Genomic DNA, 22,500 nt, shown 5'->3' with positions numbered 1-22,500 from the left:
CACCGCCCTTCGGGGCGGTTTTTGATGGGGGTCAGGGTTTCCCCACGGTTTCCGGCACTGCGGTGCATAATTGTTTCCCGAACCATGAACCGTCTTGCCTCCATCCTGCCCGCCGCTCAAGTGCTCGTGAGCGTCGACGTCACCAGCAAAAAGCGCGCTTTCGAAGAAGCAGGTCTGCTCTTCGAGAGCCTGCATGGCCTGTCCCGCGCACTCATCACCGACAGCCTGTTTGCACGCGAACGCCTGGGCTCGACGGGGCTCGGCCACGGCGTGGCCATTCCCCATGGGCGCATCAAGGGCCTGACCGCTCCCATGGCGGCCGTGTTCCAACTGGACAATCCCATTGGTTTCGATGCCCCCGATGAGCAGCCCGTGGGCCTGCTGATCTTTCTGCTGGTGCCCGAAGCGGCCACCCAGAAGCATCTGGAAATCCTGTCCGAAATCGCCGAGCTTCTCAGCGACAGCCAGCTGCGCGAGCGCCTGAAGTCCTGCGCCGATGCGGCCCGGCTGCATGGAATGATTGCCGGCTGGCAGTCCTCCGCTGCGCCCCTGGTCTAGTCTTCCAGACTTTTTCCTTCCCCTTTTCACGGGCCTTGCCATGAGACCCAGTGCCATCAGCGCCGATGTCCTGTTCGAGGAGTTCCGCTCCAGCCTGCGCTGGGAGTGGGTGGCGGGCCTGGGAGCCTCGGAGCGCCGTTTCGACGAGATGGCCGTGCGCTCGGCGCGCTCCGGCGCGGACCTCGTCGGCTACCTGAACTACATCCATCCCTACCGGCTGCAGGTGCTGGGCGAGCGCGAGATCGCCTATCTGAGCAATGCCACGCCGCAGGACTGCCAGCGCCGCGTGGCACGCATCGTCACGCTGGAGCCGCCCGTGCTGGTGCTGGCCGACGGGCAGACGGCGCCCGAGGCGCTGCTGTCCATGTGCGAGCGCGCCCACATTCCCATGTTCTCCACGCGCGAGCAGTCGGCCTTCGTGATCGATGTGCTGCGCGCCTACCTGGCCAAGCATTTCGCCGACCGCACCACCATGCACGGCGTGTTCATGGACATCCTGGGCATGGGCGTGCTGATCACGGGCGAGTCGGGCCTGGGCAAGAGCGAGCTGGGACTGGAACTGGTGACGCGCGGCAACGGCCTGGTGGCCGATGACGCGGTGGACCTGTACCGCATCAACCAGACCACGATCGAGGGCAAGTGCCCCGAGCTGCTGCAGAACCTGCTGGAGGTGCGCGGCATCGGCCTGCTGGACATCCGCGCGATCTTTGGCGAGACGGCCGTGCGCCGCAAGATGCGCCTCAAGCTCATCGTGCACCTGGTGCGCAAGGAAACCATGGAGCGCGAGTACGAGCGCCTGCCGGCAGAGCCGCTGACGCAGGATGTGCTCGGCGTGCCCGTGCGCAAGGTGGTGATCCAGGTGGTGGCGGGCCGCAACATCGCCGTGCTGGTCGAGGCCGCCGTGCGCAATGCCATCTTGCAGCTGCGCGGCATCGACACCTACCAGGAATTCGTGCAGCGCCACCGCCGCGCCATGGAGCGCGGCGACACCTTCTAGCGGCCGCTGGCGTCGCCGAGGCCGGGCCGCCTGTTGCCTGGCCCCCACTGTTTTCAACGCGATTGTTTGCTGGCCGTGCGCCCATGTTTGCGCGCGGTGCGTTGTTGTTGCTTTCTTAATAAGAATAATTCTCATTTTCTATAATTCGGGCAGATGCCGTATCCGGCCTGTGTCCGAGTGGCTCCGGGCTGGATGCGGCGCATTTCCTTCCGTCTCGAAAGCCCTCCCGGATGCCTTCCCGTACCCGCATCGGCCTGCCGCGCACAGGCGCCGTCAGCCCCTTCACCCCTGTTTGCCCCCCTGTTTGCACGCTCCACCGCCTGGGCACCATTGCCCGTGTCTGCGCCATGGTGGCTGCCGCGGCGCTGCCCGCCGGCGCCTGGGCCGCTGACGCCGAGCTGGGCGAGGTCACGGTGCGCGGCACCACCGATCCCCAGACCCTTCCCGCGGTGGCCCCGGGCGGCCAGGTGGCCAAGGGTGCGGGCCTGGGCGTGCTGGGCCAGCGCGATGTGATGGACACGCCGTTCAACATTACCTCCTACACGGCCGAAGGCATTGCCAACCAGAACGCGGCCACGCTGATGTCGGTGCTGGAAAACGATCCTTCGGTGCGCTTCACCACCAACACCGGCCATGCCTACGAGAACTTCACCATCCGCGGCCTGGGTGTGAATGCCTCGGAGCTGGGCTTCAACGGCCTGTATGGACTGGCGCCCGACGGCCACGTGCCCGTCGAGATGATCGAGCGCGTGGAGGTGCTCAAGGGCCCCGGTGCGCTGATGAGCGGCATGACGCCCGGCGGCGCCGTGGGCGGCACCATCAACCTGGTGACCAAGCGCCCGCTGGCCCAGGATCTCACGCGCGTGACCACCATGTTCAGCAGCGGCTCGCAGCTGGGCCTGCAGGCCGATGTCTCGCGCCGCTTCGGCCCCGAGCGCCGCCTGGGCATACGCGTCAACGGCAGCACCTCGAGCGGCGACACCGAGATCGACGGCCAGAACCGCCGCCACGGCCTGGGCGCGCTGGCGCTGGACTACCAGGGCGACGGATTCACGCTCGGCCTGGATGCCTACAGCTACCGCTCCACCATCCGCGACGGCAGCCCGATGATGGTCAGCATGCAGAACCTCAAGCAGGTCATCGCGGCGCCCGACGCCACGACCAACCTGTTTCCCGGCATACACGCCAAGCAGCAAAGCGATGCGCTGATGCTGCGCGGCTCGGTGGACCTGGGCGCGGACTGGACGCTGTTCGGCTCCGCAGGCACGGCGCAGCATGCCTACGACGGCATGCTCAACGGCACGCGCGTGGTGCTGCGCGCCCAGGGCGACGGCTCGGCCGTGGGCCAGACCTACAACCAGTACGGCTATACCGACAGCACCGCGGCCGAGTTCGGCGTGCGCGGGCGCCTGCGCACGGGCGGCGTGAACCACCTGCTGGTGGCCTCCCTGAACTGGATGAACCAGAAGGGCGGACGCGCGGCCGTGGCCACCAGCGCCAGCTACATCACCAACATCTACAACCCCGCGCCCATCACGCTGGCCGGCCCCTACGGCGCCATCAAGCAGGAGCGCGACGACGTGCTCAGCAGCCTGGCCCTGGCCGACACGCTGAGCTGGGGTGGCGATGCCGTGCAACTGACCGTGGGCGCACGCCTGCAGCGCGTGAACCAGAAGATGGCGGGCTACAACGAGCAGGCCGTCTCGCCCGCGCTGGGCCTGGTGGTCAAGCCCTGGGGCGATGCGGTCTCGCTGTACGCCAACCATGTGCAGGGCCTGAGCGCGGGCTCCATCGTCGGCGCCACCTATGCCAATGCGGGCGAAGTGTTCGCGCCCTACAAGACCAAACAGTTCGAGATTGGCGCCAAGTGGCGCACGGGTGATTTCACGCAGACGGTCTCGCTGTTCCAGATCGAGCGGCCCTCGTCCGTGGTGGAGACCGCGACCAACCGCCTGCTGATGGATGGCGAGCAGCGCAACCGGGGCCTGGAGTGGAATGTGTTCGGCGAGCCGCTGCGCGGCACGCGCGTGCTGGGCGGCCTGGCCTACACCCAGGCCATCCAGAGCAAGACCCAGGGCGGCGCGCGCGATGGCTTCGGCGTCTACGGCGTGCCGCGCTGGACGGCCAACCTGGGCGGCGAATGGGACGTGCCCGCGCTGCCGGGCGCCACGCTCACCGGCCGCCTGATCTATACGGGCGCGCAATGGGTGAATTCGGCCAACACGCTGAAGATGCCCAGCTGGACCCGCGTGGACGTGGGCGCGCGCTATGCCACCCGCATCGCGGCCAAACCCGTCACCTTCCGCGCCACGGTGGAGAACCTGTTCGACAAGTCCTACTGGGCCGGCAGCTTCAACGACAACTTCGCCACCACGGGCGGCCCGCGCACGGTGCGTGTCTCGGCCACGGTGGACTTCTGACGCCATGGCGCAAGCTGCACGACAAGGCCTGTGCCTGGCCGCCTCGCTGCTGTGCCTGCTGGGCGCAGCCGTCCATGCCGGTGAAGACATGACGGCAGCCGCATCGCGGCAAGCCCTGGCCGCACGGCCGGGCACGCTGGCGCCGGGCCAGGCGGCCACAGGGGTCCTGGCTGCCGGTGGGCGCGAGTCCTGGCGCGTCGATCTGCCCGCCGGCCACGTGGTCCAGGGTGAATTCGAAGGGCAGGGCGTGGCCCTGGACCTGGAGGATGCCCAGGGCCGGCACCTGCGCCGCCTGGCGCGGCCCGATGGCGGCGCGCAGTCGCTGATGTGGGTCACGGAGGGAGCCGGCAGGCAAAGGCTGGTGGCGCGCCACATCGCAACGGACGCGCTGATGGCCGGCGAGGTGAAATCCGCAGCCGGCCGCTTTGCGCTGCGGTTGACCTCCAGTCTTGCGCCGTTGGGCGCCAAGGCTGTGCAGGCCCTGGAGCTGCCTGCGCTGGAAAGCCCTCGCCTGCAGGCCCTGGCGCAGGCCATCCAGCGCGGCGCGGGTTCGGGCGTGGCGGCAGACGCCTTCTGGCGGCGCGTGCAGGAGGAGGGCGCGCCGATGGTGGAGCCGCTGCCCGGCGGCCAGTCCCTGGTCACCTTCCTGTGGCGTGGCCAGCCGCGCGCCGGCATGCAGGGGGTTCGCCTGTTCGGCAGCCCGGCCGGCAACCATGATCCGCTGCAGCATTTGGCCGGCAGCGATGTCTGGTGGGCCAGCTTCCGCATGGCCGACAACGCGCGGCTCAGTTACCGCCTGGCGCCCGATGTGCCGCTGATCGCAGGCTCGGCCATGGAGCAGCGCCGCGCCCTGCTGGCCACGGCGCAGCGCGACCCGCTCAATCCCAAGGTGTTTCCGCAGCCCCCCGAGGGCGGCTTCATCGACGCCTTCCAGGGCGCCTCCGTGCTGGAGCTGCCCAAGGCACCGCCCCAGCCCTGGGTGGCGCCGCGCGCGGGCGTGGCCCAGGGGGCGCTGGTGCAGCACCGCCTGTCCAGCCGCGTGCTGGGCAACAGCCGCGATGTCTGGACCTACCGCCCGGCGGGCGGCCAGGCGCCCGAGGCGCTGCTGGTGCTGTTCGACGGCAACGCCTATGCGAAGCAGGTGTCCACGCCCACCCTCATCGACAACCTCATGGCCGACGGCCTGATCCCGCCCACGGCCGTGGTGCTGGTGGACAACGCCAGCCCGCAGGCGCGCGGCAGGGAGTTGCCGCCCAACACTGCTTTCGCACGCTTTCTGGATGAGGATCTGATGCCCTGGGTGGGTGAACAGGGCCTGGGCCAGCCTGCGGCGCGCACGGTGATCGGCGGCTCCAGCTTTGGCGGCCTGGCCTCGGCCTATGCAGGTCTGGTCAATGCGCGCTGGTTCGGCAACGTGCTGAGCATGTCGGGATCGTTCTGGTGGTCGCCGGCCGGCGAGGTGCCGGGCTGGGTGCAGCGCCGCTATGCCCATGAGCCACGCCAGCCCGTGCGCTTTTATCTGGATGCGGGCCGCTACGAGCGCGCACGCGGCGGGCAGGACGGCATCCTGGAAACCAACCGCCACCTGGCCGATGTGCTGCGCGCCAAGGGCTACGAGGTCACCCAGGCCGAGCACGAGACCAGCCATGACTACCTGCAGTGGCAGGGCTCGCTGGCCTGCGGCCTGGTGGCCCTGCTCAACCCCGGGCGCTTTGCCCAGGGCCTGCCGGCCTGCGAGCGCATGCCCGACGGCACGCCTGCACTTCCCTGATGCCGCAAAGGCCAATGTTTGAACTTCCTGGCAATACAGCAATCACTGTAAAGATGAACACCATGAATGCAAATCATTCCCGTCGCCGGATCCTGGCGAAGATGGGCCAGGGCCTGGGCGTGCTGGTCACGCTGCCGCTGGCGGCGCAGATGTCCCATGCCCAGACGGCAGCGGCTGGCAAGACCGTGACCGTGCCGCATGCCAAGGGCGAGATCCAGGTGCCCTTCAAGCCCGTGCGCGTGCTGGTGTTCGAGCTGGCGGCGCTGGACACGCTGCAGGCGCTGGGCGGCGAGGTGCGGGGAGTGCCCGAGTTCAAGATGCCGCCGCTGCTGGCCCGCTATGCCGATGCGAAATACGCACGCATCGGCAGCCTGTTCGAGCCTGACTACGAATCCATCAAGGCGCTGTCGCCCGACCTCATCATCGTGGGCGGCCGCTCCGAAGCCAAGTACAAGGAGCTGTCACGCTTCGCGCCCGTGCTGGACCTCAGTGTCAGCGACCAGCACCAGATGGCCGACATCTACCGCAACATCCGCACGCTGGGCGCCGTCTACGGCCTGCAGGACAAGGCCGAGGCCGAGGTCCGGTCGGTGGAGCAGGCCATCACCGCATTGCATGGCAAGGCGCAGGACGCCGGCAAGGGGCTGGTGCTGCTGACCTCGGGCGGCAAGCTCAGTGCCTATGGGCCGGGTTCGCGCTTCGGCATGCTGCACGATGTGTTCGGCGTGAAGCCGGCCATCGACAACCTCACGGTGGCGCGCCATGGGCAGGTGGTCTCCTTCGAGTTCCTGCTCAAGACCAATCCCGACTGGCTGTTCGTCATCGACCGCGACGTGGCCATCGGCCAGGATGGCAAGACCGCCCAGCAACTGCTGGACAACCCGCTGGTGCGTGCCACCAAGGCATGGCGCGGCAAGCAGGTGGTCTATCTGAATGCGGCCAACTGGTACACCCTGTCCAACGCCGGGCCGGGCGCGCTGAAGGCCAATATCCAGCAACTGTCGGATGCCTTTGCCCGCACATGACCTCAAAGCATTGAGCCCGCCTGTCACCACCGCGCACGCCGCGCCCATGTCACGCCCCTCTCGCCAGGCCCTTGCCTGGCTTTTCGCGCTGGGCCTGTTGCTGGCGCTGTCGCTGGCCAGCCTGATGGTGGGCGCGGGCGACATGCACTGGAGCGTGCTGTGGTCGCGCAGCGAGGACGACCTGGCCAGCCAGGTGCTGGTCTACAGCCGCGTGCCGCGCACGCTGGCCCTGGTGCTGGCCGGCGCATCAATGGCGGTCTGCGGACTGCTCATGCAGATGCTGGCGCGCAACCATTTCGTGGAGCCTTCCACCGTGGGCACGGTGGAGTCGGCCAGCCTGGGCATGCTGGCGGCGTTTGTCTGGGTACCGCATTGGCCGGTGATGGCCAAGATGGGGATTTCGGCCGTGGCGGCACTGCTGGGCACGGCGCTGTTCCTGGCCGTGCTCTCGCGCATCCGGCTGCGTTCGTCGTGGATGGTGCCCCTGGTCGGCCTGGTGCTGGCCGGCGTGCTGGAGGCAGCCGCCAGCTTTCTGGCGCTGCAGTTCGACATGATGCAGGCGCTCAAGTCCTGGTCCAACGGCGATTTCTCGCTGGTGGTCCAGGGCCGCTACGAGTTGCTGTGGCTGTCGCTGGGCGTCACGGCCCTGGCCTGCCTGGCGGCCGACCGTTTCACCGTGGCGGGCCTGGGCGAGAGCTTTGCCACCAACCTGGGCCTGAACTACCGGCGCCTGGTGTGGCAAGGGCTGGTGGTGGTGGCCGTGGCCACCTCGGCCGTGGTGGTCACGGCCGGCAGCCTGCCCTTTGTGGGCTTGATCGTGCCCAATGTGGTGCGCCTGGTTCTGGGCGACAACGTGCGCCGCAGCGTGCTGTGGGTGGCGCTGATCGGCGCGGGCCTGACCGTGCTGTGCGACCTGGTCGGGCGGCTGCTGATCGCTCCCTATGAAATCCCCGTGGGCACCGTGCTGGGCGTGCTGGGCAGTGCCCTGTTCCTGGCGCTGATCCTGCGCCGCCGCAAGGACCGTGCATGAGCAGCGTGCCGCAATCCGTTGCTTCCGATGGGCCTGCAGCTCGCAGCTGGGGCCATGGCGCGCGCCTGGCGCTGCTGGGCGCGCTGGCCCTGCTGTGCCTGCTGGCCTTCATGACCGTGGGCGTCAAGACCGACTGGGCCTTCGTGCTGGAGCACCGGGGCGCCAAGGTCCTGACCATGGCGCTGGTGGCCTGTGCCATCGGCCTGTCCACCGTGGTGTTCCAGACCGTGTCGCACAACACCATCCTCACGCCTTCCGTCATGGGGCTGGATGCGCTGTACCTGTTCGTGCAGGCGTCCATGGTGCTGATGCTGGGCGCGGCGGGCGTGTCCGCCATGGGCGAGGTCGGGCGCTATGCGCTCAACATCGTGCTGATGATGGGCTTCAGCGTGCTGCTGATGCGCTGGCTGTTCGTGGGCCATGCCAGCAGCCTGCACCTGATGCTGCTGGTGGGCATGGTGGGCGGCATCTTCTTTCGCAGCCTGGCCGGGCTGGCCATGCGCGTGCTCGATCCCAATGAGTTCACGGCGCTGCAGGACCGCATGTTCGCCAATTTCAACGCGGTGAACCTGCAGCTGCTGCTGCCGTCGCTGCTGCTGATCGCCCTGGGCAGCGCCTGGATCTGGCGCCAGCGCCGCGTGCTGGACGTGATCTCGCTGGGGCGCGATGCCGCCGTCAGCCTGGGCCTGGACTACGAGGGCCGCGTGCTGCGGCTGCTCGCCGTGGTGGCCTGCATGGTGGCCGTGTCCACGGCCCTGGTCGGCCCGGTGATCTTCTTCGGCCTGCTGGTCAGCAACATGGCCTATCACGCCATGGGCACGCGCCGCCATGCCTGGGTGCTGCCTGCGGCCGTGCTCTGGGGCTGCGTGCTGCTCATGGGTGGGCAGGTGCTGCTGGAGCAGCTTTTTCAATTCAATACCGTGCTGAGCATCGTGGTGGAGTTCCTGGGTGGAATCGTCTTCATCGTGCTGCTCATGCGCAAGGGGACCCAATGATCGAGGTGCGTGATCTGCTCAAGCGCCATGGCGGCACGGCAGTGCTGCAGGAGCTCAATTTCGATGTGCCCGAGCGGGCGCTGACGGCCATCATCGGGCCCAACGGTGCGGGCAAGTCCACGCTGCTGTCCCTGGTCAGCCGCCTCATGCCCATCACGGCGGGCAAGGTGCGGGTGGCCGGCCTCGACGTGGCCACCACGCCCACCGAGGCGCTGGCGCGCATCATGGCCATCCTGCGCCAGGACAACCAGAGCACGCTGCGCCTGACGGTGCGCGACCTGGTGGGCTTTGGCCGCTTTCCGCACAGCAAGGGCCGGCTGGGCCCCGAAGACCTGCGCCATGTGGACGAGGCGCTGGAGTACCTGCAGCTCACGCCGCTGGCCGAGCGATTTCTCGACGAACTGTCAGGCGGCCAGCGCCAGCGCGCCTACATCGCCATGGTGCTGTGCCAGGACACGCCCTTCATCCTGCTGGACGAGCCGCTGAACAACCTGGACATGGCCCACGCCGTCAGCATGATGGGCCTGCTGCGCCGCGCCGTCACCGAGCGCGGCAAGACCGTGGTCATGGTGCTGCACGACATCAACTTCGCCTCGTGCTACGCCGACCACATCATCGCGCTCAAGGACGGCCGCCTGGCCGTGGCGGGCACGCCGGCCGAGGTTGTGCAGGACGAGGTCCTCAGCAGCCTCTACGGCATCCCTGTCAGCGTGCATGAGGTCAAGGGCCGCAGGCTTTGCCATTACTTTGGTTGAACATGCGGCGTTTCGGGCTTGGCGCTTGAACCTGGCGCGGCCTGAGGCGAGGGACACCAAGCAAGGGCCTAAGCCGGCCGCGCCGCCCCGCCGCGAGGGTGTCGCCGGCTGACCGTATGCCCCCTCCCTCGCGAAGCGAGTAGAGAGGCGCCGTGCAACGGGGGAAGGCGCGAAGCGACTCAGGGGGTGCTTTTCTTCTTCAACAGCATGGAATCGCCGTAGCTGAAGAAGCGGTACTCCTGCGCAATCGCATGGCGGTACAGTGCCATCACCTGCTCATAGCCCGCGAAGGCGCTGACCAGCATCATCAGCGTGCTCTTGGGCAGGTGGAAGTTGGTGATCAGCAGATCGACCACCTGGTACTCGAAGCCGGGCGTGATGAAGATGCGCGTGTCGCCGGAGAACTGGCCCGTCTGGGCCCAGGACTCCAGCGTGCGCACCGTGGTCGTGCCCACGGCGACGACGCGGCCGCCGCGCTGGCGGCAGCGTTCCAGCGCAGCCAGCGTGGCCAGCGGGATCTCGTACCACTCGCTGTGCATCTGGTGGTCGGCCAGGTTCTCGGTCTTCACGGGCTGGAAGGTGCCGGCGCCCACGTGCAGCGTGACGCTGGCGCGCTCGATGCCGCGCTCGGCCAGGCGGGCCAGCACGGCGTCGTCAAAGTGCAGGGCGGCCGTGGGCGCGGCCACGGCGCCGGGACGGGCCGCGAAGACGGTCTGGTAGCGCTCGCTGTCTTCGGCGGCATCGGGGTCGTTGCCGGTGTCCTGGTGGCGCTCGATATAGGGCGGCAGCGGCAGGTGGCCGAAGCGCTCCATCAGCTCGTGCGGCGTCTCGCCGCGCGGGCCTTCGAAGCTCAGGTGGAACAGCGGGCCGTTCTCGTCGGGCCAGCGGCCGCGCAGCACGGCGTCGAAGCCGCCGCGGTTCTTGCCGCCGCACAGGTGGATGCGTGAGCCGGGCAGGGGCTTCTTGCTGACGCGCATGTGGGCCACGACATCGTTGCCTTCGAGCACGCGCTCGACCAGCAGCTCCAGCCGGCCGCCGCTGGCCTTCTCGCCGAAGATGCGCGCCTTGAGCACGCGCGTGTCGTTGAACACCAGCAGGTCGCCGGGCTGCAGCAGGTCGGGCAGCTCGTGGAAGATGCGGTCGGTGGGCGGGGTGGCATCGTCGCGGCCGTCGAGCAGGCGCGAGGCGCTGCGCTGGGCGGCAGGATGCTGGGCGATCAGGTTCTCAGGAAGCTCGAAGTCGAAATCGCTGAGCGAAAACACACGGGACAGGGAGGACATGCAGTGCTTGAGGGCCGGACATGGCCCGTTCCAAGTTCGTTGAACGGAAGTCCGCCATTGTCGCAAACCCTGGGGTCATCCCCGGAATTTCGCGGCGGTCACTTGGCCATCTGGGCCTGTGTCTGGGGCTGGCGCTCGAACTCCAGCCACAGCGTCTCCAGATCCGGGAAGTCCCAGTTCACCGGGTCCTCGCGCGCGATGATGCGGTCGTTGCCCTGGCTCTCGGACAGGTCCTCGATCTCGGGCGTGATGCGGCAGGCCTGGCGCAGCGAATAGAACACCTTGACGCGCGGCGCCAGCAGGCTGCCCGGCGAGGCATCGACCACGACGGCCAGGCGCTGCGAATGCAGGCGCACCAGCGAGCCCAGCGGATAGATGCCCACGGTCTGCACGAACTGCTCGAACAGCCGCTTGTCGAAATGGCGGGGGCTCCACTCGGCCATGCGCCGCAGCGCCTCCGAGGGCGGCCAGCCCTTCTTGTAGGGCCGGTCCGAGGTGATGGCGTCGTAGACATCGCAGATCGCCGTCATGCGCGCCAGCAGGCCGATGTCGCCCTGCTGCAGTCCGTCGGGGTAGCCGCTGCCGTCCACCTTTTCGTGGTGGTGCAGGCAGGCATCGATGACCTCGTCGTCCAGGCCCAGCGGGCGCAGCAGCTGCTCGCCATGGCGTGGGTGAGCACGCATCAGCGCCCATTCCGCATCGTCCAGCGGCCCGGGCTTGTTGAGCACGGCGACCGGGATCGCGGTCTTGCCCAGGTCATGCATGAGACCGGCCATGCCTGCCTTGCGCAGGCTGTGGTCGTCCAGGCCCATGCGCTTGGCCAGGGCCACCATCAGCGCGCACACGGCCAAGCTGTGCATGTAGGTGTAGTCGTCGGCCGTCTTCAGCCGTGCCAGGCCGATCAGGGCATGGGGATTGCGCGCCACGGAGGCCGTCACATCGTCCACCAGCTGCCCGGCGGCGGTGGCGTCCACGGGCCGGCCCAGCCGCGCGTCGCTGAACAGGCGGCTGAGCAATTGCTTGGCCTGCACGCAGGTCTGCGCGGCGCGGCGCAGCTCGGTGGCGGTGGAAATGGGGGCCGTGCTCTGCTCGGAGACAGGGCGGGCGCTGTCCGGGATCTGGTGGCGAAGCTCGTCCTGCGGGTCAAAGCGCAGGCAAGGCACCTGGACACCCACGTCCAGGCCCTTGCGCACGTCGATCCAGACCTCCTGGATGGAGGTGGAGCGCAGGCGCTGGAGGTCGGCCTCGGAGCGGAGCAGGAAACGGGTTCGCCAAAAAGGATGCTCCATCCAGGAGCCGCAGAACTCGTGCAGGAACATGCCCAGAGTGACATGCTGGACATTGATACGCTTCAACATGGCATTCGGTGGCGGGGTAACACTACGTAACGTCAGCGTGCATGGTAGCGGCTTCCCCAGAGACCCGGGGCCTCAAGGGTGCTTTGGGCAAGGGCATCCGGCATGAACGTGGCGTGTTGCCTACACCTGTATATTCATACACTATGCTGCATGCCCGCCCATGTCCATGCGCATGCTCTGAAACAGGATAGCCCATGCCCTTGAACGTCTCCTCTGCCTTCCCAGATCTGGGGCGCGACGCCCCCGGCGGCAAGGCCGCGCGTGCCGGCAAGGGAAAGGCCGCAGGCAAGGGCGGCAAGGCAGCGGGCAAGGCAGGAGACAAGCCCGCAGCGCCCGCCAAGCCCGCAGCCAGCGCCGCGCAGAAGGCGCTGCAGAAGATGGGCCTGGTGCGCGACATCGATCTGGCCCTGCACCTGCCGCTGCGCTATGAGGACGAGACGCGCATCACTGCGCTGCGCAATGCCCGCGAGGGCGACACGGTGCAAATCGAGGCCACGGTGACCCACAGCGAGGTGCAACTGCGCCCGCGCCGCATGCTCAAGGTCACGGTGGACGATGGCACGGCCGAGTGCGTGCTGACCTTCTTCAGCTTCTACCCCTCGCACCAGAAAACCCTGTCTGTGGGCGCGCGGCTGCGCATCCGCGGCGAGGTCAAGGGCGGCTTCTGGGGCCGGCAGATGCTGCACCCGGCGTTTCGCACGGCGGGCGGCGACCTGCCCACGGCGCTCACGCCCGTCTATCCCACGGTGGCGGGCCTGCCCCAGGCCTACATCCGCCGCGCGGCGGTCACCGCCATGCTGCGCGCCGATCTCTCCGATACCCTGCCCCAGGGCGAGCATCCGCCCGTGGCGCAGTTCCATGGCAACGGCGGGCTGCCGCCGCTGTTCAGCCTGCGCGATGCGCTGCAGTTCCTGCACCACCCCACGCCCGATGTGGCCCTGGCCACGCTGGAAGACCATTCGCACCCGGCCTGGCAGCGCCTGAAGGCTGAGGAGCTGCTGGCCCAGCAACTGTCCCAATACGAGGCCAAGCGCGAACGCGCGCGGCTCAGGGCACCCGTGCTGCGCGCCCAGCCCATGGACAGCGCCCAGGGCCTGGCGCGCCAGTTCCTGGACCAATTGCCCTTTGGCCTGACCGGCGCCCAGCAGCGCGTGGTGGCCGAGATCCTTGCCGACATGGAGCGCCGCATGCCCATGCACCGGCTGCTGCAGGGCGATGTGGGATCGGGCAAGACCGTGGTGGCGGCGCTGTCGGCCGTGGCCTGCATCGAGGCCGGCTGGCAGTGCGCGCTGATGGCGCCCACCGAAATCCTGGCCGAGCAGCATTTCGGCAAGCTGGTCGGCTGGCTGGAGCCGCTGCTGGCCCCGCTGGGCAAGCGCGTGGCCTGGCTGGCCGGCGCGCAGAAGAAGAAGGAACGCACCGCCATGCTGGAGCTGGTCCACAGCGGCGAGGCGGCCCTGGTCGTGGGCACGCACGCCGTCATCCAGGACCAAGTGCAGTTCAAGAACCTGGCGCTGGCCGTCATCGATGAGCAGCACCGCTTCGGCGTGGCCCAGCGGCTGGCGCTGCGCCAGAAGCTCGCGGCCTCGGGCATGGAGCCCCATCTGCTGATGATGAGCGCAACGCCCATCCCGCGCACCCTGGCCATGAGCTACTACGCCGACCTGGATGTGTCCACCATCGACGAGCTGCCGCCGGGCCGCACGCCCATCGTCACCAAGCTCATTGCCGACAGCCGCAAGGACGAGGTCATCGAGCGCATAGGCGCCCAGGTCGCGGAAGGGCGCCAGGTCTACTGGGTCTGCCCGCTGATCGAGGAAAGCGAGGCGCTGGACCTGTCCAACGCCACGGCCACCCATGCCTATCTGAGCGAGATGCTGCCCGACGTCATGGTCGGCCTGCTGCACTCGCGCATGCCCACGGCCGAGAAGAAGGCCGTGATGGAGCTGTTCTCCGCCGGGGTCATGGGCGTGCTGGTCTCCACCACGGTGATCGAAGTGGGCGTGGACGTGCCCAACGCCTCGCTCATGGTCATCGAGCATGCGGAGCGCTTTGGCCTGTCGCAGCTGCACCAGCTGCGCGGGCGCGTGGGGCGGGGTGCGGCGGCCTCGGCCTGCGTGCTGCTGTACTCGGTGGGAGACAGTGGGCGCCTGGGCGAGACGGCCAAGGACCGGCTGCGCGCCATGGCCGAGACCAATGACGGCTTCGAGATTGCGCGGCGCGACCTGGAGATCCGCGGCCCCGGCGAATTCCTGGGCGCGCGCCAGTCCGGCGCGCCTATGCTGCGCTTCGCCGACCTGGAGCAGGACCTGATGCTGCTCGACTGGGCCCGCGAACTGGCGCCGCGCATGCTGGAGCAGCACCCGCAACTGGCGCAGCGCCATGTGGGCCGCTGGCTGGGCGGCAAGGCCGAATTCCTCAAGGCCTGATCGGTTCGTTCCATTCCTGCCGGGTGGTTGTGTTACGTATTTTTACGAGTCCAGGCGCTGCCTGGCAACGTCATCTTCCGCAGGCCTGCAGCCCGCGCCAGACATGGTTTCCACGCGCGTTGTAGCCATCGAAATGGAGCGCTTCACGCCGTCCTGGCGGTGACAGTGCCGTCCCGTTACGGCATTGAATATTTGTGACCTTTTGGTACATTGAGTCACAAAAAACAGGGTAGCTCCATCCGGGAGGGGATGGCCTGCCAAGCCTCCCCCACGGGGAGGACGGCCGCGATCACTCTTGTGTTGTCCCATTTTTCTGCGAATGAGGAGCTGCCAACATGAATGAAGCCGTTCAAGCGAATGAGATCGTCGAGACCTCCTGGCGCATGGGCCTGGTGGTCCTGTCGTATGGCATTGCCGTATTGGGCTCCTTCGTGGCCCTGACTGCGGCGCAGCGCATCCGGGGACGCGAGGGCATCAGCTGGCTGAACCTGCTGGCGGCAGGCACGGCGCTGGGCGGCATCGGCGTGTGGTCCATGCATTTCACGGGCATGCTGGCGCTGAACCTGGGCATGGGTTCGGGCTACTCCATGGTCGAAACCCTGCTGTCCCTGTGCGCCGCCGTTGCCGCCACCTCGGTGGCGCTGGCCTTTGTCGCGCGGCGGCCCGAAAGCGGGGCGCGCGTGCTGGGCGCGGGCACCCTGCTGGGCCTGGGCGTGGCCTTCATGCATTACCTGGGCATGTATGGCATGCGCTTTCCGGGCTTCATCGTCTGGTCCGTTCCCACCGTGCTGCTGTCCGTGGGCATCGCCGTGGCGGCTGCCAGCGCCGCGCTGTGGCTGTCGTTTCGCACCAGCTCGCCGGGCATGCGTGCGCTGGCCGCCGCCGTCATGGGCGCGGCGGTCTGTTCCATGCACTACACCGGCATGGCCGCAGCGGACTTCGTATGCATTTCAGAGACACAGCGTTATGCTAGGCCGCAAGGCTTTGCCGTGATCAGCGCCCTGGACCTTCCGGTCTTTACCGTGATCGTGGCCATAGGCCTGGCTGCATTGATAGGCATGGACCAGCTCATGCAGCAACGCGACCGGATGCGCCGGCCGTTGCACTAGGTGGATAAATACAAAAAGCCGGCGGGTCGGGGAGCGCGCAGTGGTCATGCGCGGACGAGGACTGGCACAATCGAATTAGGACAAATCCTAGAACCTGTGCAGGAACTTTTGAGGGGAGCACCCCGGCAAGCCGGCCGCAAGGCCTGATTGCACAAAGGTTCCGGCACAGGTTCTTGGTGTAAGACCATCGTATTTTCCGAGGCTCCCTCCCAGACACAGCTCGCCAATGACACTTACCGAACTCAAATACATCGTGGCCGTGGCACGTGAAAAGCATTTTGGCCGCGCCGCCGAAGCCTGTTATGTGTCCCAGCCCACGTTGTCCGTGGCGATCAAGAAGCTGGAGGAGGAGCTCGATGTCAAGCTCTTCGAGCGCAGTGCCGGCGAAGTGTCGGTCACGTCGCTGGGCGAGGAGATCATCCGTCAGGCGCAAAGCGTGCTGGAGCAGGCCGCCGAGATCAAGGAAATCGCCAAGCGCGGCAAGGACCCGCTGTCCGGCGTGCTCACCCTGGGTGTGATCTACACCATCGGCCCCTACCTGCTGCCTGACCTGGTGCGCAACTCCATCATGCGCACGCCGCAGATGCCGCTGATGCTGCAGGAGAACTACACCATCAAGCTGCTGGAGATGCTGCGCACCGGCGAAATCGACTGCGCCATCGTCGCCGAGCCCTTCCCCGACACCGGCCTGGCGCTGGCGCCGCTGTACGACGAGCCCTTCATGGCCGCCGTTCCCAGCACCCATGCGCTGGCCCAGAAGGACCACGTCTCCACCAGCGATCTCAAGAACGAGACCATGCTGCTGCTGGGCTCGGGCCACTGCTTCCGCGACCATGTGCTCCAGGTCTGCCCCGAGTTCGCACGCTATGCCAGCAATGCCGAAGGCATTCGCCGCACCTTCGAAGGCTCGTCGCTGGAGACCATCAAGCACATGGTGGCCGCTGGCATGGGCGTGACCCTGGTGCCGCGCCTGTCCGTGCCCGCCGATGCGCTGGAGACCACGGCGCGCCGCCGCAAGACCGACGAGCCGCACATCCGCTACCTGCCCATCCTCGAGGACGACGGCTCGGCCCCGCCGACACGCCGCGTGGTCCTGGCCTGGCGCCGCAGCTTCACGCGCTACGAGGCCATCGCCGCCCTGCGCAACGCCGTCTACGCCTGCGCCTTGCCCGGCGTCAAACGCCTGTCCTGATGACCGCACCGGCGTGCGAGTCGGGCCTGTGGGGCCGCTGCGCTTGCGTTATCGTTGCAACTGGCTCCCGGGCGACCTGCCGGGAGCATCTTCCGTTTGTACGAAGCTGAAAGGGATCCCATGGCCAAAAATGCCAGCAAAGACAAGTCCGGTGCAAAGAAGCCAGAGGCCGTGCAGGCCGACAAGGCAGTGCAGCCTGCAAAGGCCGCACTGGCCGACGTGGCACCGGCGTCCGTGCGCTCCTCCGCCATCCATATCGGCATCAGCGACAAGGACCGCGCGGCCATCGCCAAGGGCCTGTCGGCCCTGCTGGCCGACACCTACACGCTGTATCTGACCACGCACAATTTCCACTGGAACGTCACCGGCCCGATGTTCAACACGCTGCACACCATGTTCATGGGGCAGTACACGGAGCTGTGGAACGCCGTCGACCCCATCGCCGAGCGCATCCGTGCGCTGGGCCATTTCGCGCCGGGCTCCTATGCCGACTTCGGCAAGCTCACCAGCCTGGCCGACGTGCCCCACGACCCGCCCAAGGCCCTGGAGATGGTGCGCATCCTGGTCGCCGGCCACGAGGCCGTGGCCCGCACGGCGCGCAGCCTGTTCCCCCTGGCCGACAAGGCCAGCGACGAACCCACGGCCGACCTGCTGACCCAGCGCCTGACCGTGCACGAGCAGACCGCCTGGATGCTGCGCGCCCTGCTCGAAGACTGATGCTGCGCAAACCCCAGTCTTCCCGCGTACCCACCCTGGCCCGGGAGTGATGCCACCGCATGCTCTGGACCTGGATTGACGCACACGCCGCCACGGGCGGCCTGTGCCTGGTACTGGCCGCCTTGGGCGGCCTTTTTTTCTATCTGCGCCTGCCTGCCACGGCCCGGCTGCGCCACGCAGGCCTGCCCATGCCGCGGTCCGCATGGCTGGGCCTGGCTGCCGCCGGCGTGCTGGCCTTGCTGGCACTGGCCGTGATGGTGCGCGACATGCTGGGCCTGGCCCAGCCCGCAGGCTGCGCCATCTGCACCGACTGGCCGGTGCTCGACGAGGCCCTGCACCTGTGGCTGGCCGGCCATGCCACCGATGCCTGGGTGCGCCCCGTGGTCGCCTTCACCCAACTGGGCAATGTGGCCTGGATGGTGTCGCTGTCGGCCGCCGTGCTGGCGCTGCTGCTGTGGCGGCGCGACTGGCTGCATGCGGCCGCCTGGGTGGTGGCCACGGCTGGCGTGGGCCTGTGGATACGCGCCATCAAGACCAGCGTGGGCCGTCCGCGCCCCGTGGGTGGCTGGGTGCCTGAAGGCGGCTTCAGTTTCCCCAGCGGCCACAGCGCGGGCACCTTCGTGCTCTATCTGATGCTGGCCTGGCTGCTGCTGCCGTACCTGCGCCCGGCCTGGCGCTGGCCCGTGGGCCTGGCGGCCCTGGCTGTCGCCCTGGGCGTGGGCGCCAGCCGCGTGGTGCTGCGCGTGCACTATGCCAGCGATGTGCTGGCCGGCTGGCTGCTGGGCCTGGCCTGGATGGCGCTGGTGATCTGTGCCGTGGAGTGGGCGCAAACCCGCGTTGCCGGCAGGCGCTGCTGAGGCGCGCCGCCGAGCCTGCCCGCCCAGCGGCGACAATGCGGGCATTTCGAATGTGATGCGTGCGATGGTCGGCCCACGGCCGCCATCGGCGCCCAGACGCCATGCCCACCACCTCCTCCACGCCCATGCCTGCGCCCCGGCGCAGCAAACTGTCGCTCTATCTGGACCTGGTCCGCTTCAACCGGCCGGCCGGCTGGCTGGTCCTGGTCTGGCCCACGCTGGCCGCACTGTGGGTGGCAGCGGGCGGGTTTCCGGGCTGGCATCTGCTGGTGGTCTTCGTGCTGGGAACGGTGCTGATGCGCAGCGCCGGCTGCTGCATCAACGACATCGCCGACCGCGATTTCGACCGCCACGTCAAGCGCACCACGCAGCGGCCCATCACCTCGGGGCAGGTCTCGGTCAAGGAGGCCGCGCTGCTGGGCGCGGCCCTGGCCCTGGTCTCGCTGGGCCTGGTGCTGACCACGCGCTGGGAGGCCGTGGCCTGGTCCGTGCCCGCCGTGCTGTTCACCATCCTCTACCCGTTCACCAAGCGCTTCTTCGCCATGCCCCAGGCCTTCCTGGGCATTGCCTTCAACTTCGGCATCGTCATCGCCTTCGCCGCCGTGCAGGGCCAGGTGCCGGCCACGGCCTGGATTCTGTGGCTCGCCAACATGTTCTTGGTGCTGGCCTATGACACCGAATACGCCATGGTGGACCGCGACGACGACCTCAGGATCGGCATGAAGACCTCGGCCATCACCCTGGGCCGCTTCGACGTGGTGGCCGTCATGGGCTTTTTCGTGCTCTGCGGCCTGCTCACCGTCTGGGCGCTGGCGCCCTATGGCCTGGCCTGGCCTTTCTGGCTGGGCCTGGCCGTGGCCGCGGCCCAGGTGATCTGGCACTTCACCCTGATCCGCCACCGCACGCGCGAGGGCTGCTTCGTCGCCTTCAGCAAGAGCCACTGGATCGGTGCCGCCCTGTTCGCAGGCGTGGCGCTGGGATTTGCCTTGCGCTGAAGACGCCACGCCGCCGCAGTGCGTGCGCACCGAAGCCTGCCGCCATGGCACCCAGCAGCGCCAGCGGCCAGGCGCCGAGTGCGGGAATGGGCGCCGGAGCGGGCGGCGGCACGGGTGGAGTCACAGGTGGGTCTACAGGTGGATCCACAGGAGGATCTACAGGAGGATCTACGGGGAGCGGCAGGGTAGGCGGCACCACCGCAGTCAGCGCGATGTCCTGCGCCACCTCGGTGGCCGGCATCCACCGCGCATCGCCGGGCTGGCTGGCGGTCACCGTGCAGATGCCTTCGCCCGCCATCGTGACCCTGTTGCCCGAGACCGTGCAGATGCCTGGGGTCGTGCTGGCGTATTCCACCGGCAGGCCGGAGCTGGCCGTGGCGGGCGGGTCGATTGTAAAGATCGTTCCCGCCTCGAAGGACCGGCTGGCCTGTGCCGGGAAGCGGATGGCCTGTGCTCTGCGGATGCGGACATCGGCGCTTGCGTCGGCGGGCAGCCAGTGGGCATTGCCCGCCTGGCGGGCCACCAGGGTGCAGATGCCGCCATCGATCATCGTGACCGTGGTGCCCGAGACGGTGCAGACGGCCGGGGTGGCGCTGCCGTAGTCCACCGGCAGGCCGGAGCTGGCCGTGGCGGGAGGGTCTATGGTGAAGGTGGAGCCAGGGCTGCCGAGGACCTGGCTGGCCTGTGGCCCAAAGGTGATGGTCTGGGGGGAGAGGGCGCGCAGGTCCACGGTCATGAGTGAGACAAAGGCATCAGGGTTCGTGAACAGTGCTCCGGAGTAGCCCCCGGCCAGAAGCTCGCCAGAAGCAGTGATGTGCAGCGCGGTGACACCATCCAGGCCCCTTGCGCCCAGGTAGGTGCTTTGCTCCAAGGTGCGCAGATCGTCCGACAGGCGTGCCACGTAGCCGGTTTGCAATCCGCCACCGTAGACAGGCTCAATGGCGCCCGCCATGCCGGGAAAATTGTCGGATGAGGTGTTGCCGGCCACCAGGATCTCGCCCGAAGGAGCGATGGCCAGGGCAGCGATCCAGTCTGGGTTTGCGCCGCCCAGATAGGTGCTCTGCAACAGGGTGCGCAGATCGGCGGACAGCCTTGTGATGTAGCCGGGGTAGTTGCCATTGCTGGCAGGCTGCGCACCACCGCTCGTGCCAGGAAAGGCAGAGGACGATGTTTGCCCGGCTGCCACGATCTCTCCCGAGGGGTGGAAGGCCAATGCCGAGAGTGTCTCCCAGCCGTTCCCCCCCAGGTAGGAGCTGCGCACCAGGGTGCGCAGATCGCCTGAAAGCAATGCGATGAAGCCGTCGGCATCGCCGCTGATGTCTGGCTGGGCTGCGTGCGCCGTGGCAGGCAGATCGGGGGACTGGGTCTGCCCGCCGGCGAGTATCTCTCCTGAAGGTCCGATGGCGATATTGGAGATACTCTCCGCTCCCGTCCCGCCCAGATAGGTGCTTTGCACCACGGTGCGCAGGTCGGCGGACAGGCGCATGACGAAGCCGTCACGATCGGCGCTGAGGGCGGGCTGGGCTCCGTTGGCCGCGCGGGGCAGGTCCTTGGCAAGGGTGTCCCCGGCCACCACGACCTCCCCCGAGGCAGGAAGGGCCAGGGCAGTGGCGACCACCCAGCCGTCTCCGGTCAGATAGGTGCTCTGCTCCAGGGTGCGCAGGTCGCCGGAAAGCCGGGCGACGAAGCCCGCAGGAACGCTGAGCGACACAGGCTGTGCTCCCCCGGCCGTGCCGGGAAAATCGCTGGTCATCGTCTCGCCGCTTACCACCACGTCACCCGACGCTGTGACGGCCAGTGCGTGGATCTGGCTGCCCCACGACCCGCTCAGGTAGGTGCTCTGTATCAGGCGGCTCAGATCACTGGACAGCCGGGCGACGAAGCCATGCAATGCAAATATGCCAGGGGGGCTCGCAGGCTGCGCTCCACCCGCAGTGCCGGGGAATCGGTTGGAAAGGGTAGTGCCGGCCAGCAGCACGTCGCCTGAAGGGGCGGCTGTGGCTATGGCCTCTATCCAGGAACTCTCGGGGCTGCCCAGATAGATGCTCTGCAGCAGTGGATCGATCACCAGCGGCAGCGCCCGGTCATACGCTCCCAGTGCGAACCCGTAGCCATCGCCCTGGCTGTTGAGGGCGTACTGCACAGGCACCTCCACGCGCTGCCCAGCAACTTCCTGGAAGGCCACGGGCGCGGTATAGGCCACATCGCCATGGCCTGTGGCGGCCACCAGTTCGCCGCCTTCGCCCAGGCGCAGGGACAGCGCGCCGTCCACGCGCACCTGGATCTGCCCGGGGTCGGCCTGCGGCGCCACGTGAAAGAGCTTTTCCACATTGGTGCCGCGCACGGCCAGCTCCACCTGCACGCCGGTCCAGGCCTGGCCCAGGTGGAGGTTGCGGTAGGTGGCCGGCTGGTAGCGGTGCGGGCCGCTGAAGCGGGTGATCTGGGTGCCGGCTGCCTCGCCGCCCGAGGGCGACAGCGGCAGCGCGCCGACCAGGGTTTCCGTGAGACTCCAGCCGGGCCGCAGGATGGGGGCGCTCTTGGGCGCACCGCCGGCCGCTTTGCTTCTTGCCCAGTCCGCCAGCCGTCCCGTGTCGGGCCCGGGCAGGCCGTACACGATCTGCCCCTGGTGCGTGACATGGACGGCGCCCGCGAAGGTCCGGCCCATGAAGGCCACGGCCGGGTCGAACTGGCCGCTGTTGGCTTCGAAGGGCATGGACAGGCCCTGCAGGGCCTGCTTCGCATGCTGCAACTGCGCCGCACCGGGTCTCTCACCCGGCGCTGCATGGGCGGTGCTGGCGGCCATGCATGCGGCTGCTGCCATGGCGAGCCAGAGGAGGGCTGTGCGGCTTGTGCTGCGCCACCGGAGCCAGGGCGCAGGCTGAAGAAAGATGCTCATGGGGTCTCCCTGAATGCGGCCGCCCCGAGGCAAGCCTGCCTCCGGGCGTGAGCCCCGCAGGCGGAGGCCTGGCGGGGCCGGGTTCCTGGGGCGTGACCGGCACGGGGGCTACCCCC

The 22,500-nt window shown here is 68.2% G+C and carries 17 protein-coding genes; 14 read left to right on the top strand and 3 right to left on the bottom strand.

Annotation, left to right across the window (positions count from 1 at the left end):
• Nucleotides 1–84 precede the first annotated feature (84 nt).
• From A4F85_RS19095 to A4F85_RS19060, 8 genes are all read left to right on the top strand, one after another.
• Nucleotides 85–558 (top strand): PTS sugar transporter subunit IIA, encoded by a 474-nt coding sequence (locus tag A4F85_RS19095; RefSeq protein WP_013804474.1) that lies wholly within the window; start codon nucleotides 85–87, stop codon nucleotides 556–558.
• Between the two features lie 40 nt (nucleotides 559–598).
• Nucleotides 599–1,555: an HPr(Ser) kinase/phosphatase gene (hprK, locus tag A4F85_RS19090; protein ID WP_012202934.1), complete on the top strand. Its 957-nt coding sequence runs from the start codon at nucleotides 599–601 to the stop codon at nucleotides 1,553–1,555.
• Between the two features lie 230 nt (nucleotides 1,556–1,785).
• Complete coding sequence (locus A4F85_RS19085) at nucleotides 1,786–3,975, top strand: TonB-dependent receptor (protein WP_063327446.1); 2,190 nt, start codon at nucleotides 1,786–1,788, stop codon at nucleotides 3,973–3,975.
• A gap of 4 nt (nucleotides 3,976–3,979) precedes the next feature.
• Nucleotides 3,980–5,746, top strand: coding sequence for an enterochelin esterase domain-containing protein (locus A4F85_RS19080; RefSeq protein ID WP_063327445.1), 1,767 nt, complete (start codon nucleotides 3,980–3,982; stop codon nucleotides 5,744–5,746).
• A 14-nt stretch (nucleotides 5,747–5,760) separates the two neighbouring features.
• Nucleotides 5,761–6,771, top strand: a complete 1,011-nt coding sequence (locus A4F85_RS19075; RefSeq protein ID WP_063327444.1) for a siderophore ABC transporter substrate-binding protein — start codon at nucleotides 5,761–5,763, stop codon at nucleotides 6,769–6,771.
• A gap of 46 nt (nucleotides 6,772–6,817) precedes the next feature.
• Nucleotides 6,818–7,801, top strand: coding sequence for an ABC transporter permease (locus A4F85_RS19070; RefSeq protein WP_063328031.1), 984 nt, complete (start codon nucleotides 6,818–6,820; stop codon nucleotides 7,799–7,801).
• Nucleotides 7,798–8,796 carry an iron chelate uptake ABC transporter family permease subunit gene (locus A4F85_RS19065; protein WP_063327443.1) on the top strand — a complete coding sequence of 333 codons (999 nt, stop codon included), beginning with the start codon at nucleotides 7,798–7,800 and terminating at the stop codon, nucleotides 8,794–8,796. Before A4F85_RS19070 ends, A4F85_RS19065 begins: the two co-directional genes overlap by 4 nt.
• Nucleotides 8,793–9,551, top strand: a complete 759-nt coding sequence (locus A4F85_RS19060; RefSeq protein ID WP_013804468.1) for an iron ABC transporter ATP-binding protein — start codon at nucleotides 8,793–8,795, stop codon at nucleotides 9,549–9,551. Before A4F85_RS19065 ends, A4F85_RS19060 begins: the two co-directional genes overlap by 4 nt.
• A gap of 179 nt (nucleotides 9,552–9,730) precedes the next feature.
• Here the strand turns inward: A4F85_RS19060 and queA are convergent, their stop codons facing one another.
• Together queA and A4F85_RS19050 are read right to left on the bottom strand one after the other, a co-directional pair.
• Entirely contained in the window at nucleotides 9,731–10,831 is a 1,101-nt protein-coding gene (gene queA, locus A4F85_RS19055) for a tRNA preQ1(34) S-adenosylmethionine ribosyltransferase-isomerase QueA (protein ID WP_034389929.1), read from the bottom strand.
• A 98-nt stretch (nucleotides 10,832–10,929) separates the two neighbouring features.
• Nucleotides 10,930–12,189, bottom strand: a complete 1,260-nt coding sequence (locus A4F85_RS19050; RefSeq protein ID WP_013804466.1) for an HD-GYP domain-containing protein — start codon at nucleotides 12,187–12,189, stop codon at nucleotides 10,930–10,932.
• A gap of 194 nt (nucleotides 12,190–12,383) precedes the next feature.
• Between A4F85_RS19050 and recG the strand changes: the two genes are divergently transcribed.
• The 6 genes from recG to ubiA all read left to right on the top strand — a co-directional run bounded on the left by recG (nucleotide 12,384) and on the right by ubiA (nucleotide 19,488).
• Nucleotides 12,384–14,618 carry an ATP-dependent DNA helicase RecG gene (gene recG, locus A4F85_RS19045; RefSeq protein WP_063327442.1) on the top strand — a complete coding sequence of 745 codons (2,235 nt, stop codon included), beginning with the start codon at nucleotides 12,384–12,386 and terminating at the stop codon, nucleotides 14,616–14,618.
• 335 nt (nucleotides 14,619–14,953) lie between these two features.
• Complete coding sequence (locus tag A4F85_RS19040) at nucleotides 14,954–15,727, top strand: MHYT domain-containing protein (RefSeq protein ID WP_013804464.1); 774 nt, start codon at nucleotides 14,954–14,956, stop codon at nucleotides 15,725–15,727.
• A gap of 226 nt (nucleotides 15,728–15,953) precedes the next feature.
• Nucleotides 15,954–16,919 carry a LysR substrate-binding domain-containing protein gene (locus A4F85_RS19035; RefSeq protein ID WP_013804463.1) on the top strand — a complete coding sequence of 322 codons (966 nt, stop codon included), beginning with the start codon at nucleotides 15,954–15,956 and terminating at the stop codon, nucleotides 16,917–16,919.
• A 120-nt stretch (nucleotides 16,920–17,039) separates the two neighbouring features.
• Entirely contained in the window at nucleotides 17,040–17,636 is a 597-nt protein-coding gene (locus tag A4F85_RS19030; RefSeq protein ID WP_034389936.1) for a Dps family protein, read from the top strand.
• 59 nt (nucleotides 17,637–17,695) lie between these two features.
• Entirely contained in the window at nucleotides 17,696–18,493 is a 798-nt protein-coding gene (locus tag A4F85_RS19025; RefSeq protein ID WP_063327441.1) for a phosphatase PAP2 family protein, read from the top strand.
• Between the two features lie 125 nt (nucleotides 18,494–18,618).
• On the top strand, nucleotides 18,619–19,488 hold the full coding sequence (gene ubiA, locus A4F85_RS19020; RefSeq protein ID WP_063328030.1) for a 4-hydroxybenzoate octaprenyltransferase: 870 nt from the start codon (nucleotides 18,619–18,621) through the stop codon (nucleotides 19,486–19,488).
• Here the strand turns inward: ubiA and A4F85_RS30920 are convergent.
• Complete coding sequence (locus tag A4F85_RS30920; RefSeq protein ID WP_063327440.1) at nucleotides 19,421–22,291, bottom strand: IPTL-CTERM sorting domain-containing protein; 2,871 nt, start codon at nucleotides 22,289–22,291, stop codon at nucleotides 19,421–19,423. The two genes, ubiA and A4F85_RS30920, sit on opposite strands and share 68 nt — an antisense overlap.
• Nucleotides 22,292–22,500 lie beyond the last annotated feature (209 nt).

The organism is Delftia sp. GW456-R20, assembly GCF_001622915.1.
Taxonomy (GTDB): domain Bacteria; phylum Pseudomonadota; class Gammaproteobacteria; order Burkholderiales; family Burkholderiaceae_C; genus Comamonas; species Comamonas acidovorans.
This window is presented reverse-complemented; position numbering and strand designations above follow the sequence as displayed.